Here is a 15,638-nt window from a genome sequence, read left to right on the forward strand (position 1 = left end):
CTCAGTCCTTTCCCGCGCCGATCTTCTCCGCAGCCGCCGGAGCCGCCGGGGCAGGTGGCCCATCGGCATCCAGAACGGCCGTCAGCTCCTCGACGATCGCCTGGAACTCGGCGCTGAAGTTACCGCTGTCATTGCGGGCCAGGCCGCCCACCGACACCACACTACGAGCCCCCGGGCCGGCCGGCGCAACCCGCACCCAGAGCCGGCGGCGGCGGATCGCCAGCGAGCCCAGCAGGCCCGCCACCATCAGGATCGAGGCGATCAGCAGCGCGGTCTGGCTCGGGTCGTGCGAGACCTGCAGGTTGACCCATTCCTTGTAGCCGTCGAACCGGATCACGGTGCCGTCCGGCAGCGTCATCGACTGGCCCAGCGCCAGGTTCTCAGCGCCCACCTTGGTGAGCTCGCCGGAGTCGATCTGCTTCTGGTCGAGGCTGTAGACCGACTGCGGCACGCCGCCGGGGTTCAGCTCGCCGGTGTAGGCCAGCACCGCCAGCACCGGGTTGGCGGCCTCCGGCGCGATCGAGCTGACGACCCCGCCGTCGATCACCGCGGTCGGCGCGAAGATGGCGCTCAACCCCAGGTCGTCGTCCTTCGTGGCGTCCCGGCCGGGCAACTTGAAGGCGCCCTCGCTGGTCAGCACCGTGTCGGTGGGCAGGAACGCCTGGGTGTCGGTGACCGGGGTGCGGCCGGGCCGGGTGATGGTCACGGTCGGCGAATAGCCGTGATCGAGCAGGTAGACCCGGTTGTCCTTGAGCCGCAGCGGGTGGTTGACCGTGATCACGCCCTTGCGGGACTCCGCGGCCAGGTCTTCGGAGTAGCTGATGTCGGCCTTGAACCGGGCCGGCGAGCCGTCCTCGCGGTAGTCGGCGGTGAACTTGTCGAGCCGGTCGACGCAGAAGTCGGCCAGCCTGTCGGGCTTGACCCAGCGGCCGGCGGTGAACGAGTCGTAGGAGATCGGCCGGTTGCAGAAGCCGGAGCCCTCGGTGGTCACCACCGTGCCCTCATAGCTCAACATCCGCCCGCCGGCGATCAGCACCAGGGCGGCCAGCAGCGAGACGTGGAACAGCAGGTTGCCGGCCTCCCGGCTGTACCCCTTCTCGGCCGAGACGGCCACCGCCCCGCTCTCCTCGGCGCGGACCGCGGTGCGCCAGCGCGGCCGCAGCGCCCGGCTGACCCGGTCGGCAGCCTGGTCGGGGCTGAGGTCGGTGCCGAGCGCGGCGTTCTCGGCCAGCCGGTCCAGATTGCGCGGCGCCTTCAGCGGACGGGCCCGCAGGGCCTTGGCATAGACGGTGATCCGCGGGATCAGGCAGCCGATCAGCGAGGCGAACAGCAGCAGGTAGATGGCGGAGAACCAGATCGAGCCGAAGACGTCGAAGGCGCCGATCCGGTCCAGGAACCTGCCCCAGGCGCCATGGGTCCGCAGGTACTCCCGCACCTTCGGCGGGTTGAGCGGCCGCTGCGGCAGCAGCGAGCCCGGCACCGAGGCCAGCGCCAGCAGGAACAGCAGCACCAGCGCGGTGCGCATCGACACCAGCCGCCGCCACAGCTGGCGGACCTGGCGAGGCACCCGCAGTCGGCGGGACAACTGGGCCCGCCGCGCCGATCCGGTCGGCAGCCCAGCCATCTAGAGCCCCGATCCGACGCCGACGCCGGCGAACTCGAGCCGCAGGTAGTTCATCCAGTGATCCCAGACCCCGCTGAGCAGCAGCACGCCCATCACGATCAGCAACGCGCCGCCGACCTGGCTGACCAGCCGGGCGTGCCGGCGAACCACCGCCAGCGCGCCGCTCACCCAGCCCAGGCCCATCGCCACGAGCAGGAACGGCACGCCCAGGCCCAGGCAGTACACCGCCGACAGCAGCGCGCCGCGGCCGGCCGTGCCCTCGGTCACCGCCAGCGCGTACACCGCGCCGAAGGTCGGCGTCAGGCACGGGGTCCAGGCCAGCCCGAAGGTCAGCCCCAGCAGCGGGGCGCCCAGCAGGCCGGCCGGCGGCAGCCGGTGCAGCTTCGCCTCGCGCTGCAGGAACTTGAACCTGCCCAGGAACACCAGACCCATGGCGATCGTGACGACGCCGAAGATCCGCATCAGCAGCACCCGGTGCACGCTGATGGTCGAGCCGAGGGTGCCGAACAGCGCCCCGGTGGCCACGAACACCGCGGTGAACCCCAGCACGAACAGGAACGCCCCGCCGACCATCCGGCGCTGCCGGTGCGCGCCCTGACCGGCGCCGTCGCCGGCTAAGCCCGCGACGTAGGACAGGTAGCCCGGCACCAGCGGCAGCACGCACGGCGACAGGAAGCCGAGCACGCCGACCAGCAGCGCCACCCCCGCGGCGGGGATCAGCCCGCCGTCGGTGACGGTGCTGCTGAACCCGCTGGCGAGCACGGCTCAGACCTCTTCGGTCAGCTCGTCGAGCGCCGCGGTGAGGTCCTTGGGCAGCACCGCGCCGACGTAGACCGCCGCGACCCGGCCCTGCTTGTCGATCACGACGGTCGAGGGCAGCGCGGCCATCGGCACATCGCCCAGCTGGATGGCGCTGCGGGCGGCCTCGTCATAGACCACCGGAAAAGTGACGCCCTTGTCCTTGATCCAGGACAGCGCCGCGCTCTTGGACGGGTCCTTGACGTCCATGCCGACGAACTGGACGCCGGCGGACTTGCGCTCGCGGTAGATCGCCTCGAACTGCGGGGTCTCGATCTGGCACGGCGGGCACCAGGACGCGAAGTAGTTCAGCACCACGACCTTGCCCCGGTCATCGCTGAGTCGGTACTCCCCGCCGGTGAGCAGGGTGCCGGCGACCGGGCCGGCCTGCTTGCGTTCGGCCGCCTGGATGAGCGAGCCCTTCTTGTTGGCCTGGACGTAGCGAAACTGGTTGCCCGCGCTCTGGTCGACGGCGTTCTTTCCACCGCTGCAGGCCGACAGGCCCAGGACGGCCGCCAGCAGCGTCGTGACCAGCACGACGGTACGAGATGTCATAGCCATCCCAGTGTGCAACGGGTTCACTCCCACAGTGTGATGCGTGGGCCACAGCACAGCCGCACTGCCCCGTTTCCTGAGCACCGGCTGTGGCCGGGCGCCCGCGCCAACCCGCTCGGCTCAGGCGCCGGGAGGCTGCTCCTCCAGCCGGTTCGGGGTCGTGCCGGCCGTTTCGGCATAGCTCACGCCGACCACCCGCTCGTCCTGGAAGGTCAGCGAGGTGAGCGAGGCCAGGGAGCACTGCCGGCGGCGCGGGTCGTGCATGAGCCGCTTGCCCTCGGAGTAGCGGCGCAGGCAGACGATCGGCAGCTGGTGTGAGACGCAGACCGCCTCATGGCCGGCGGCCCGCTCGCGGGCCCGGTGGGCCGCAGCCAGCATCCGCAGGACGATCTGCTGGTAGGGCTCGCCCCAGGACGGCCGGGCCGGGTTGCGGAACAGCGGCCAGCTGGTCGGGTACTTCAGCACGCCGCCCGGCCCGGCGACCCGCCTGCCCTCGAAGGCGTTGCCTGCCTCGATCAGGTCCTCGTCGGTCTCGACGTCCAGGCCGAACCGGGCCGCGATCGGCGCCGCGGTCTGCTGGGCCCGTTCCAGCGGCGAGGAGACCAGGTAGGTGATGTCGCGGCCGACCAGGTAGCCGGCGGCCCGCTCGGCCATCGCCTCGCCGGCTTCGGACAGCCGGAACCCGGCCAGCCGGCCGTAGAGCACCTTGTCGGGGTTGAACACCTCGCCGTGACGCAGCAGGTGGACGGTCGTCCGGGTCTCTGATGCCCGGGTCATGAAGCCGGCCGGGTGGCGATCGCGGCGGCCCGGGCGGCGGTCGGCAGCGCGTCGGCGATCCGGGCCACCGCGGCGTCGTCGTGCGCGGCGGTGACGAACCAGGCCTCGAACGCGCTCGGCGGCAGGTACACCCCGGCATCGAGCATGGAGTGGAAGAACGGGCCGTACCGGTAGCTCTCGCTGGCCTTGGCCTGGACGAAATCGGTGACCTGGGTCTCGCCGAAGAAGACCGAGAACATGTTGCCGGCGTACTGCAACTGGTGGGCCACGCCTTCGGCGCTCAGCGCTTCGGAGACCAGCCGGCCGACCGTGTAGGCGGTGGCGTCCAGCCTGGCGTAGACCTCGGCGTCGGCGTTGCGCAGGGTGGCAAGGCCCGCCGCGACCGCGACCGGGTTACCCGACAGCGTGCCGGCCTGGTAGACCGGTCCGGCCGGCGCCAGGTGCGACATCACGTCGCCGCTGCCGCCGAAGGCCGCCGCCGGCAGCCCGCCCGACATCACCTTGCCGAAGGTGAACAGGTCGGCTTCGACCGGGTCCAGGCCGTACCAGCCGGACCTGCTGACCCGGAAGCCGGTCATCACCTCATCCATCACCAGCAGCGCGCCGTGCCGGGCGGTGATCTCGCGCAGCGCCTGGTTGAAGCCGGGCAGCGGCGGCACCGCGCCCATGTTGCCCGCCGCCGCCTCGGTGATGACGCAGGCGATCTCCGGGCCGTCGAGCTCGAAGGCCGCTTCGACCGCGGCGACGTCGTTGTAGGGCAGCACGATCGTCTCGCTGGCCTGGGCGCCGGTGACGCCAGGGGTGTCGGGCAGGCCCAGGGTGAGCACCCCGGAGCCGGCGCTGGCCAGCAGCGAGTCGACATGGCCGTGGTAACAGCCGGCGAACTTGACCACCTTCGGACGCCCGGTGACGCCGCGGGCCAGCCGGATCGCCGACATGGTGGCCTCGGTGCCGGAGTTGACCAGCCGCACCTCCCGCACCGGCGCCACCCGGGAGATCAGCTCCTCGGCCAGCTCGACCTCGCCGATGGTCGGGGTGCCGAAGGACAGTCCCTGGGTCGCGGCGTGGCGGACCGCCTCGACCACCGCCGGGTGCGCGTGGCCCAGGATCATCGGGCCCCACGAGGCGACCAGGTCGACGTAGGTCCGCCCGTCGGCGTCGGTCAGGTACGGGCCCTGGCCGCTCACCATGAACCTGGGGGTGCCGCCGACCGCGCGGAAGGCCCGGACCGGCGAGTTGACCCCTCCGGGGATGACTTTCTGGGCTCGGGCGAACAGCTCGGCTGAGATGGGTGCGTCGCTCACCTGGCCAGTGTTCCAGCTTTGCCGGCGGCGGGTCACAGCCGGCCGGCCTCGATGATCCGGGCCAGGAACTGCCGGGTGCGGGCCTGCTGAGGATCTGCCAGCACCTGGCCGGGCGGGCCGACCTCCAGCAGCCGGCCGCCGTCGAGGAAGCACACGGTGTCGGCGACCTGCCGGGCGAAGCCCATCTCGTGGGTGGCGATCAGCATCGTCATGCCCTCGTCCTTGAGCTCGCGCAGCAGGCTCAGCACCTCACCGACCAGCTCCGGGTCCAGCGCCGAGGTGACCTCGTCCAGCAGCATCAGCACCGGCGAGTTCACCAGCGCCCGGGCGATCGCCACCCGCTGCTGCTGGCCGCCGGACAGCTCGTCCGGCTTGGCCGATGCCTTGTCCGACAGCCCCACCCGCTCGAGCATCGCCAGCGCCCGCGCCTCGGCCTCGGCCCGCGGCAGGCCGTGCACCCTGATCGGTGACAGGGTGACGTTCTGCAGCACCGACAGGTGCGGGAACAGGTTGAACGCCTGGAACACGATGCCGACCCGGGACCGTACCTCGTCGGCGTTCATCCTCGGGTCGGTGACGTCGGTCCCGGCCAGCTCGATGACGCCGTCGTCGACCACTTCGAGCAGGTTCACGCAGCGCAGCAGGGTGGACTTGCCCGATCCGGACGCGCCGATCAGCACGACGCATTCGCCCTGCGTGACGTCGAGGTTGATGTCATCGAGCACCAGGTTGGAGCCGAAGGCCTTGCGCAGGTTGCGGATCGACAGCAGGTTGGCGCCGGCCGGGGTCGGATCCCACCTGGTCGCGGGCCGCCGCCTCATACCGCGCCACCCGCGACGCCGTACCAGCCCTGCCGCCTGGCGACCCAGTCGGTCAGCCTGGTGAGCGGGATCGTCAAACAGACGAACAGGAAACCGGCCACGATGTAGGGCGTGTAGTTGAAGTCGGTGGCCGTCGAGATCTGGGCCGCCCGGATCGCGTCGATGACGCCCAGGATGGAGATCAGCCCGGAGTCCTTCTGCAGCGACACGAAGTCGTTGAGCAGCGGCGGCAGCACCCGGCGAACCGCCTGGGGCAACACCACGTGCCGCAGCGACTGGGAGTTGGTCAGCCCGAGTGAGCGGGCCGCCGCGCGCTGGGAGGGATGCACCGACTCGATGCCGGCCCGGAACACCTCGGCCACGTAAGCCGAATAGGTCAGCACCAGCGCGGCGCCGCCGTAGACCACCACCGGCTGGAACGACGCGCCGCCCAGGCTCAACGCCGGCACCCCGAACCCGAGCAGCAGCAGCACCAGGATCAGCGGCAGCCCGCGGAACAGGTCGGTGTAGGCGGCGGCGAACATCCGCAACGGAAAGAACACCGCCCCGCGCAGGGTCCGCAGGATCGCCAACGCCAGGCCGACCAGCACCACGAGCACCGCGCAGATCAGCATCACCCGGATGTTGAGCCACAGTCCCTCGGCCACGGCGGGAAAGGACTCTTTCGCCTTCTCCCAGTTGAAGAAAGTCTCGTGGACCCGCGGCCAGCCCGGGGACGAGGTGACCGCGCCGATCAGCACCGCGAGCAGCACCAGGGTGCTCAGCGCCGCGGTGATGCCGGAGCGGATCGCTCTGCCTCGCCGGTAGGCCAGGCGCTGGCGTTGCAGTTCTGAGGGCTGCCAGCTCGACTGGCCGGCCGGTGCGCTCGGCAGGGGCGCCCGCGCCATCACTTCAGCTCGGGCGCTCCGCCGGCGGTGGCCAGCCACTGCTGCTCGAGCCGGGCAAGCGCGCCCTCGCCGCGCAGCGCGTCAACCGCCTTGGAGACGCACGCGGTCAGCTTGGAGCCCTTGCTGAGCACGAACCCGAACTGCTCGGGCGAGCTGCCGGAAGAGATCTGGCCGACGATCTTGCCGTTGTCCAGCTGGGCGGCGCTCATGTAGAAGCCGGTCGGCAGGTCCACCACGATGCCGTCGATCTGCTTGTTCTTCAGGGCCTGCACGGCGAGGTCGTTGGTGTCATACACCGCCGGCTTGGGCGACGGCTTGATGGTGTCGGTGATGGTCCGGTAGCTGGTGGTGCCGACCTGCGCGCCCAGCTTGGCGCCCTTCAGCTCGGCCAACGACTTGGCGTTGGCGATCTTGCTGCCGGTGTAGCTGACGACCGACTGCGCGACGTCGTAGTAGCCGGTGGAGAAGTCGACGGCCTTCTTGCGCTCGTCGCTGATCGAGACCTGGTTGATGTCGACGTCGAAGTTCTTGCGGCCGGGGGTCACCACGCTGTTGAACGAGGCGGTGACCCATTTGACCTCGGAGGGCTCGAAGCCGAGCTTCTTGGCCACCGCGTAGGCGACCGCCGACTCGTAACCCTTGCCGTTGCTGGGTTTGTTGTCCGAGAACCAGGGCTCGTACGCCGGGTTGTCGGTGGCCACGGTGAAGGTGCCCGGGGTCAGCAGGCTCAGCTTCGACTTGTCGCACTCGTCGGCCGCGGCACTGACCGACGGGGCGGTGTTGTTGCCGGCGGTGGTGTTGCTGCCGGCGGTGTTCTCGTCGGTCGGCGAGCAGGCGGTGACGCCGAGCAGGGCGATGACTGACATCGCCGCGGTGGCAACGGAACGGACGAGCATGTCAGGCTCCTCGATACGGGAGCATCCAGCATACGGCCGGGGTGCTTTTCGCCTTGGCCGGTCGGCAGGTCAGCGAGCCGGCGCGTCATCCGGCGGTTCGCCGAGCGGGCGCCGCATCACGCACCGCCGGCCCATCCCGTCGAGGCCCAGCCGCACCTCGCGCTGCCGCAGCGCCCGCAGTGCTGGGCTGGGGGCGGGAATCTCGGTGAAGCCCAGCCGGGCGTAGAACGGCCCGTTCCACGGCACGTCACCGAAGGTGCACAGCGTGATCTGGCTGTACCCCTGCTCGGTGGCCCAGTGGCAGGCGGCATCCACCAAGGCGGTGCCGATGCCACGGCGCATCTGCTTCGGGCGAACCGACATGCCTTCGATGTGCGGTTGCCCGTCGACAATCTCGACCCGGATGTAGCCGACCGGTTCGGGATCGTCAGGCGCGGGGTTGGTAGCTGCTGGGTCGCTCGGCGGGTGGCTCGGTTGCCGGCGGGCGACCAGCAGCAACCGCGCCGAGGCCAGCTCGTCCACGCTGGCCGGGCCGGGGGTGCTGCCGTAGCCGGCCACCGCGAACAGCGTGTCGGCGGCGACTTCGACCTCTACCAGCCGCGGCAGGTCAGCAGGGGTCGCGGGCTCGATGACGATCGGGCCGGTGGCGGCCGGGGTGGCTGGTCCTGCCGGCTCCGGCGGGCTCGGGTCGGTCGCGCCGCGAGCGGCGAGCAGGCTGATGCCGCCCACGATGATCAGCGCGCCCAACCAGGCCGGCGCGTGGGCGCGGCCGCCGCCGAGCGCGCAGTCCCAGATCCAGCCCAGGACGATCAGCCCGGGGAGCAGGCCGGCACGGCGGTACCGCGAGCCGCGGTACCTCATTGCAGCAGGGTGGCTGCCTCGTGCGCCCAGTAGGTCAGGATGGTGGCCGCGCCCGCCCGGCGGATCGACAGCAACGTCTCGAGCACGATCCGTTCGCGGTCGATCCACCCGCGTTCGGCGGCGGCCTCGACCATCGCGTACTCCCCTGACACCTGGTAGGCCGCGACCGGAACCGGCGAGGCCGCCGAGACCGCCGACAGGATGTCGAGGTAGGGCAGCGCGGGCTTGACCATCACCATGTCGGCGCCCTCGGCCACGTCCAGGGCCGCCTCGGCCAGCGCCTCGCGGACGCCGCGGGCCGGGTCCTGCTGGTAGGTCAGCCGGTCGCCGGTGAGCGAGGAGTCCACCGCCTCGCGGAACGGCCCGTAGAACGCCGAGGCGTACTTGGGCGCGTAGGCGAGCACGCCGACGTCAGAACGGCCGGCGCTGTCCAGAGCCCGCCGCACCACGCCGACCTGGCCGTCCATCATGCCGCTGGTGCCGAGCAGGTCAGCGCCCGCCTCGGCCTGGGCCTGGGCCATCGAGGCGTAGCGCTGCAGGGTGGCGTCGTTGTCGACGGAGCCGTCGGTGGACAGCACCCCGCAGTGGCCGTGGTCGGTGAACTCGTCCAGGCACAGGTCGCCCATCAGCACGGTGGCGTCGCCGAGCTCGAACTTCAACCGGGCCAGGCCGAGGTTGAGGATGCCCTGGGGGTCGTCGGCGCCGGAGCCCGTCGGGTCCTTGTGCGTCGGGATGCCATAGAGCATCAGCCCGCCCACGCCGGCCTCGACCGCGGCGATAGCGGCCTTGGCCAGCGAGTCGAGCGAGTGCTGGACCACCCCGGGCATCGAGCCGACCAGGCGCGGCTCGGAGGCGTTCTCGGCGACGAACATCGGCAGCACCAGGTCCCCCGGCCGCACCGAGATCTCACCGGCAAGCCGGCGCAGCGCGGCGGTCCGTCGCAGCCGGCGGGGCCGTGACACCGGAAAGGAGGGCAGGGCAGGCAGTTCGGTCACGCGTTCAACGTACCCGGCGGTAGTGCCGCTGGCAGCGCTTAGCGGGCATGATGCGCCCATGCTGAGCGACACCGAACGCCGCGCGCTGGACGCCCTGGACGAGCCGGCGCTGCACCGCGGCCTGCTCGACCTGCTCGCGGTGCCTTCCATCACCGGCACCGCGGCCGAGACCGAGCTGATGCACGCGCTCGCCGGGCAGGCCGAACAGCTGGAGCTGGAGGTCGACCTGTGGCAGCCGGAGCTGGCCGAGCTGCGGGCCGATCCGGACTTTCCGGGCACCGAGGCGGAGCGGGCCGAGATCTGGGGATTGGTGGCCAGCACCGAGCAGCGGGACGGTCCCACGGTCATCCTGCAGGGTCACGTCGACGTGGTGCCGCCCGGCGATCGGGCCGCCTGGCCAGGCGATCCGTTCACCCCGCGGATCGAAGGCGACCTGCTGCACGGGCGCGGCGCCTGTGACATGAAGGCCGGGGTGGCGGCCAACTTCGCGGCGCTGGCGGCGATCCGGGCCAGCGGCATGCGGCTGGCCGGCCGGCTCGCGCTGCACCTGGTGGCCAGCGAGGAGGACGGCGGGCTGGGCGCGTTCGCCACCCTGCGCCGAGGCCACCGCGGTGACGCCTGCCTGATTCCTGAACCCACCGGGCTCAGCATGATCACCGCCAATTGCGGCGCGCTGACCTTCGAGCTCTCGGTGCCGGGCGCGGCGGCGCACGGCAGCATCCGCACGGCCGGGGTCAGCGCCATCGAGAACTTCCTGCCGCTGTTTCAGGGGTTGCGGGCGCTGGAGACCGAGCGGAATGCCTCGCCGGACCCGCTGCTGGCCGGGTTCCAGATCCCGGCGGCGCTGTCGATCGGGCAGGTGTCGGCCGGCGACTGGCCGAGCACGGTGCCGGATCTGCTGGTCGCGCACGGGCGGTTCGGGGTGCTGCTGGACGAGGACCCGGCTTCGGCCAGGGACGCGTTCGAGCAGCGGGTGGCCGAGGTGTGCGCCGCCGACCCCTGGCTGCGCGATCATCCGGCCTCGGTGCGCTGGAGCGGCGGCCAGTTCGCCAGCGGCCGGCTGCCGGCCGGTGACCCGCTGCGCTCGGTGGTGGCCGGGGCGCACGCCGACACCGTCGGCGGGCAGGTCGCCGAACGCGGCGCGCCGTACGGCAGCGACCTGCGGCTCTACGCCGGGGCCGGGATTCCGACCTTGCATTACGGGCCGGGCGATCCGGCGGTCGCGCACAGCGCGCAGGAGCGGGTGTCGTTGACCGAGACGGTTCAGACCGCTCGCACCTTGATCGTGGCGGCGCTGCGGCTGACCGGTAGCTCAGGCTAGGGACGAGACTGTGCGACCTAGGCTTCGCCTTCGGATGCGGGCGGCTTTGTGTGCCTGCCGGTCGCCCGCTAGGGGTCAATCGTCAGCCCGTCCCGCTCATCGTCCCAGGCGACGGCGCTGATCCGCCAGCCAGCCGACGTGCGGACGAATTGCAGCGATTTCATACCCCGCCCGGTAAAGGGTGTCCCGTCCTGCGCACCTTGCTTGGCATAGCTGCAGAAATGCTGCGCGATATCGCCGAACACGTCGGTATGGCCGGACAGCTCGCACTCGCGGAAGTCGCTCAGGGCACCGCCGGTAAGAAGAGCTTGCCGGGGCGCGATGAAGCTGTCGACTCCGTAGGCGGTGGGTTCACCGCCACAGGTCCGGACGATCACCGCTTCAGGAAGGAACACCTCGCGGAGCGCGTCGAGCCGGGTGGTGCAGTCTGCGCCGGAGGAGAAGGCGGCGAAGAACGTCCGGATAAGGTCGGCGATGGCGGCCCGGTCGGCGGCCTGGACGTTGTGCAGTTGGTTGTCGCTCACAACCGCTCACCGTAGCGAGAGGCTTATCCACAGAGCGGTATCCGGGTGCGCGGCTCAAGATCCAATCGGGCATCATGGCCGTTATGGGTAAGCGTGCGCGGTTGGCCGGGTTGGCACTGGTCGGCATTCTGTTGGTCAGCGGCTGCTCCGGCGACGCCGCGCCGAATACCTCGACAGTGCCAGTGGCGAGCTCAGCGCCCAGTACGAGCGCCGCACCTAGTACGAGCGCCGCGCCGACGTCCGCGAAGCCGACGCCCAGTGCCCGGCCCTATCCCGCGGGCGTGCCGCTGACCGGTCACAACGTCAAGCCGGGCGAGAAGCCGCCGCTGTACCCGGCGGCTGCCCGCGCCCGGACGCAGGAAGGCGCGAACGCCTTCGCCGAGTTCTTCATGCGCACATGGGACTGGGCCTACGCCACCACCAACCCGGCCTACATGAAGCACTACTCGGCCGCGTCATGCGGACTATGTCATGGCCTTGCCACCGGCATCAGCAAGACCGCCGAAGCTAAGCATTGGTACCTCGGTGGTCGGCTATCGGTGCAGTCGGTTTCTTCCACGCCGCGAGGACCGGTAACGGCATCTGCTACTTACTGCTCCACCGTCCGTATCAACGGCACTGCCCAAAGCGTGGTCGATCGTACTGGCAAGGTCTTCAACGGCGAGGCAGCCCACTCAGGCGTTCCATTTAAGCTCTGCGCCGACTGGGCTACGGCCGGATGGCAGATCACTTACTGGGCGCGGTCTACATGACGATCGAGCGTTTCGGCAAGCCCTTGAGCTGTGGCCTTTTCCTGACCATGCTGGCCGTCGTAGGACTGGCTTACGGGTCCACCGCCAGCGCGACAGCATCTGGATGCGGTAACAACGTCGATACCTCTTGGTACGGCGGATCTGGTCCTGGAACCGTGGGCGTATCGGGTACCTGCGGGGTAACGCCTACCGACCTGCCGGGCAACAACGGTTCGCCGGTACTGGTGATCGACTGCGGCTACGCCACGGCAACCGACGACCACACTTTCTGGAACAAGGCTTGTGGTCCAACGGGATTTCCTTGCCCTCCAATCCCCGGCACACCCAACCCGCACCAGTTCATCACCGTTATTTCCTTAGGTGACACCGCCGTACCCATCGCCGCCTGGTGCGCCGGCGTCAGCACTCCGATGCCCTCAGCCGCGGCCCTGCGCGATGAGGTGATCCGGCTGCTGCGGCCTCCCGCACTGGGAGTCTCGCCGAGCACCGGCACGGCCCTGGTCAACCTGCGGACCCTGTTCTGGGTCGACACCGCCGCCGAGGTCGATCTCGGCCGGGCCAGCCTGATCGGCTTTCCGGTCAGCCTGCGGGTGCGCTATGACCGCACCGAGTTCGACTTCGGCGACGGCACCGCCGACACCCTGACCGCAACACCCGGCACCGCCTACGACCCGGCCCAGGACTGCGGAGACTGCTCCGACCGGTTCGGGCACAACTACACCCAACGCGGCCCGGTCACCGTCACCGCCCGGGTGTACTGGCAGGCCCAGTTCCGGATCGGCACCGGCTCCTGGACCGACATCCCCGGCGAGGTCACCGCCAACCAGCCCTCCCAAACCACCCTCACCGTCAAACAATCCCGCAGCACACTGACCCCGCCCCGCTGAACTGCGGCGAGCCCAGCTAGCCAACTGGCGTACGCGAGACTAGATGCTTGGGGTAACTCCCACCACCGCCGAGCACGCGCGGATGGCAGCAGCGCGTGGTGACATTCGAGTAGCTTTCATGCAGGAAAGAAACGCCCGAGTTTCCTGGGGTGCACGAGGCTGGAACGCCTCGAACTGTTTGACACTAACTTTCGAGTAGGGCCGGGGCGGCGCGCCGAGGCCCGACCTCGCTGCTGTGAGCCGCGTCCTACGCCTCTCGCTACATTAACAAGTTTATAGTAGACGGATGGGATCGAATCAAGTAGATGCAGCGCTCGCTGCTAGCCGGAGCGATGTGGGTCGAAAGATCCTTGCGCTGAGCGAGGATCAATGGTTCGAGCGGAAGGGCTCGAGCATCGCCCCTAAAGATCTTGCCGTCACTCTCGTTGCGCTGGCCAACGCAGAAGGCGGCGTAGTCGTGGTGGGGGTCTCGAACGGTAAAGTAAGTGGATTCGGAAATAACATAAGAAAGCTTAATGAGATTCGCCAGACTTCTGTAAATATGACGAACCCGCCGGTACGCGCTCGACTCGAGGAACTGCCGTGCATCAATGATCATGGCGTGATTGACACGATCGTTGTAATACGAGTGGAAACCAGCGAGCGCGTGCACGAACTCACCAATGGCGAGTGTTACTTGCGAGTTGGCGACTCCTCCCACAAACTTGGCTTCATTCAACGCCAAGAATTAGAGTTTGACAAAGGTCAAGCTCAGTATGATGGGTTTACAGTAGCCGGCGCTTCTATGGCTGACCTTGATCCGAAGCTTGTTGAGAATTACCGTCAGCGTAGCGGAATTAAACAGCCAGTTGAGGTGTTATTCGGGGCACGCAGCCTGTTTGATCGAGCAGGGAAACTTACCAACGCGGCCTATCTGCTCTTCGGTCGTCATCCCCAAGATCTTTTCCCACAAGCGTACATCCGGGTTTTACGATTTTTAACTAACGAACGCGGGACGGGGGCGCGGCTTGGACTGGACGACAACGCTGATCGACGTATTGAAGGTGCCATACCGTGGGCAATTCAGAAAGCGCACAAGCAGATTGAGGAGTGGATGCCCAAGCGGCGCACCCTCATTAATGGGAAATTTGAGCCCACTTCGATCATTCCAACAGACGCATGGCTCGAAGGTCTGGTAAATGCCGTAATCCATCGATCGTACAGTCTGGGAGGCGATCACATACGTGTTGAAATTTATCCCAACAGAATCGAGATCGAAAGCCCAGGCAGGTTTCCGGGGTTAGCTAATCCCGCACGACCGCTTGAGATAAGTCGTTTTGCTCGGAACCCGCGAATAGCACGGGTATGCGCAGATTTAAGAATCGGTCAAGAGCTCGGTGAAGGCATCAAACGAATCTTCGAAGAGATGCAGTTGATGGGTCTCAGTGATCCAATCTACCAGCAAACCGCCGGAACGGTTCGCCTCACTTTGACCGCCATTCCAAGACTTGACCCGGAGATCGCCCAACGGTTGCCACGCGGGAGCCAGAGTGTCCTCAACAGCCTTCGTGCCGCAGGTGGTTCGCTCGGAACAGGGGACCTCGCCTCGTCGCTCGGCCTTAGCCGACCTGCTACGTTGATCCGACTTAGAGCCCTTGCCGACGAAGGTCTAATAAAGCGGACGGGCAAGTCTCCGAAGGACCCCCGGGCAATCTGGGAATTAAGGACTGACTGACACACCAGCTCACGCCAAGTTATTACGCGGTCAGCGACCTGAACCAGATTGTGACTAGCCCCTTTGTTACGCCAATAGCTATTCTGAACCACCTTCACTATCAACAATGAAATTGACCGCACGACGCTGAACTACGGCGAGCTGGCACGGCCAAACGTCCGGATCTGTCTGACTGGAGTAGTCCGCACGCCGGTGCCGATCGCCCGGGTACAAGATCCTTCAAGGATCATGTCGTCATGGGCAAGTGGATGCGGCGAGCTGTCCTGGTGCTGACCGCTGCCTCGGCGCTGCTGGTCAGTAGTTGCACCGGCGAGGCCAAGCCGAACGCCTCGACGGCGGCAAGCACGGCACCCGGCACCAGCGCCGCGTCACCCTCCGCTAGCCCCGCCCCGACTGACCAGGCGTACCCGGCAGACGTGCCGCTGACCGGCCGCAACCTCAGGCCCGGCGAGAAACCGCCGTTGTATCCGGCAGCCGCCCGGGCCCGGACCCAGGCGGGCGCCAACGCCTTCGCCGAGTTCTTTCTGCGCACCCTCGACTGGGCCTACGCCACCACCAATCCCTCGTACATGAGGCACTACTCGGGCCCGTCCTGCGGCTTGTGCAACGACCTCGCCACCGAGGTCCGGAACACTGCGGCTGTGCGTCATTGGTACGAAGGAGGCCGGCTGACCATTCGTCCCGCCATAGCCACGCCCGTCGGTCCGGTCACTGCGCCAGCCGATTTCTGCTCGACCGTCAACGTGGATAGCACGGCTCACTCTGTAGTGGACCGCGCCGGCACAGTCTTCACCGAGGAGGCCGCCCATCCGAACTTCCGGTGGAAGCTATGCGTGAAAGCGTCTTCGGACCGCTGGCAGGTCACTTATTTCGCTGCCGCACGATGACGGCAAACAAAAGCGGGCACCACCGCACGCCCGAA

16 protein-coding genes are annotated in these 15,638 nt (G+C 68.5%); 5 read left to right on the forward strand and 11 right to left on the reverse strand.

Annotated elements, in window-relative coordinates:
- Position 1: 1 nt before the first annotated feature.
- The 10 genes from VF557_06310 to hemB all read right to left on the reverse strand — a co-directional run bounded on the left by VF557_06310 (position 2) and on the right by hemB (position 9,518).
- Positions 2-1,624, reverse strand: coding sequence for a cytochrome c biogenesis protein ResB (locus VF557_06310; GenBank protein ID HEX8079804.1), 1,623 nt, complete (start codon positions 1,622-1,624; stop codon positions 2-4).
- Positions 1,625-2,386 carry a cytochrome c biogenesis protein CcdA gene (locus VF557_06315; GenBank protein ID HEX8079805.1) on the reverse strand — a complete coding sequence of 254 codons (762 nt, stop codon included), beginning with the start codon at positions 2,384-2,386 and terminating at the stop codon, positions 1,625-1,627.
- 3 nt (positions 2,387-2,389) lie between these two features.
- The gene (locus VF557_06320) at positions 2,390-2,977 is read right to left on the reverse strand and encodes a TlpA disulfide reductase family protein (protein HEX8079806.1); all 588 of its coding nucleotides are present in this window, start codon (positions 2,975-2,977) and stop codon (positions 2,390-2,392) included.
- 120 nt (positions 2,978-3,097) lie between these two features.
- Positions 3,098-3,754 (reverse strand): histidine phosphatase family protein, encoded by a 657-nt coding sequence (locus tag VF557_06325; protein HEX8079807.1) that lies wholly within the window; start codon positions 3,752-3,754, stop codon positions 3,098-3,100.
- Positions 3,751-5,058: a glutamate-1-semialdehyde 2,1-aminomutase gene (hemL, locus tag VF557_06330; protein ID HEX8079808.1), complete on the reverse strand. Its 1,308-nt coding sequence runs from the start codon at positions 5,056-5,058 to the stop codon at positions 3,751-3,753. The genes VF557_06325 and hemL overlap by 4 nt, the downstream gene beginning before the upstream one ends.
- A gap of 32 nt (positions 5,059-5,090) precedes the next feature.
- Entirely contained in the window at positions 5,091-5,879 is a 789-nt protein-coding gene (locus tag VF557_06335; GenBank protein HEX8079809.1) for an amino acid ABC transporter ATP-binding protein, read from the reverse strand.
- Entirely contained in the window at positions 5,876-6,766 is an 891-nt protein-coding gene (locus tag VF557_06340) for an amino acid ABC transporter permease (protein HEX8079810.1), read from the reverse strand. Before VF557_06340 ends, VF557_06335 begins: the two co-directional genes overlap by 4 nt.
- A complete protein-coding gene (locus tag VF557_06345) occupies positions 6,766-7,662 on the reverse strand; it encodes an ABC transporter substrate-binding protein (GenBank protein HEX8079811.1) in 897 nt (298 codons plus the stop codon). The genes VF557_06340 and VF557_06345 overlap by 1 nt, the downstream gene beginning before the upstream one ends.
- A 69-nt stretch (positions 7,663-7,731) precedes the next feature.
- Positions 7,732-8,523, reverse strand: a complete 792-nt coding sequence (locus VF557_06350) for a GNAT family N-acetyltransferase (GenBank protein ID HEX8079812.1) — start codon at positions 8,521-8,523, stop codon at positions 7,732-7,734.
- Positions 8,520-9,518 carry a porphobilinogen synthase gene (hemB, locus tag VF557_06355; GenBank protein HEX8079813.1) on the reverse strand — a complete coding sequence of 333 codons (999 nt, stop codon included), beginning with the start codon at positions 9,516-9,518 and terminating at the stop codon, positions 8,520-8,522. The genes VF557_06350 and hemB overlap by 4 nt, the downstream gene beginning before the upstream one ends.
- A 58-nt stretch (positions 9,519-9,576) precedes the next feature.
- On the opposite strand from hemB, the gene VF557_06360 reads away from it, so the two are divergent.
- Positions 9,577-10,839 (forward strand): ArgE/DapE family deacylase, encoded by a 1,263-nt coding sequence (locus tag VF557_06360; GenBank protein ID HEX8079814.1) that lies wholly within the window; start codon positions 9,577-9,579, stop codon positions 10,837-10,839.
- A 68-nt stretch (positions 10,840-10,907) separates the two neighbouring features.
- On the opposite strand, the gene VF557_06365 is transcribed toward VF557_06360, so the two are convergent.
- On the reverse strand, positions 10,908-11,363 hold the full coding sequence (locus VF557_06365; GenBank protein HEX8079815.1) for a nuclear transport factor 2 family protein: 456 nt from the start codon (positions 11,361-11,363) through the stop codon (positions 10,908-10,910).
- Positions 11,364-11,644: 281 nt separating this feature from the next.
- On the opposite strand from VF557_06365, the gene VF557_06370 reads away from it, so the two are divergent.
- The 4 genes from VF557_06370 to VF557_06385 all read left to right on the forward strand — a co-directional run bounded on the left by VF557_06370 (position 11,645) and on the right by VF557_06385 (position 15,603).
- Positions 11,645-12,115 carry a DUF6318 family protein gene (locus VF557_06370; protein ID HEX8079816.1) on the forward strand — a complete coding sequence of 157 codons (471 nt, stop codon included), beginning with the start codon at positions 11,645-11,647 and terminating at the stop codon, positions 12,113-12,115.
- A 410-nt stretch (positions 12,116-12,525) separates the two neighbouring features.
- Positions 12,526-13,002, forward strand: a complete 477-nt coding sequence (locus tag VF557_06375) for a hypothetical protein (GenBank protein HEX8079817.1) — start codon at positions 12,526-12,528, stop codon at positions 13,000-13,002.
- A gap of 286 nt (positions 13,003-13,288) precedes the next feature.
- A complete protein-coding gene (locus tag VF557_06380; protein ID HEX8079818.1) occupies positions 13,289-14,716 on the forward strand; it encodes an ATP-binding protein in 1,428 nt (475 codons plus the stop codon).
- A gap of 236 nt (positions 14,717-14,952) precedes the next feature.
- Positions 14,953-15,603, forward strand: a complete 651-nt coding sequence (locus VF557_06385; protein HEX8079819.1) for a DUF6318 family protein — start codon at positions 14,953-14,955, stop codon at positions 15,601-15,603.
- The last annotated feature ends 35 nt before the right edge of the window (positions 15,604-15,638 follow it).

It is taken from the genome of Jatrophihabitans sp. (assembly GCA_036389035.1).
Classification (GTDB): domain Bacteria; phylum Actinomycetota; class Actinomycetes; order Mycobacteriales; family Jatrophihabitantaceae; genus Jatrophihabitans_A.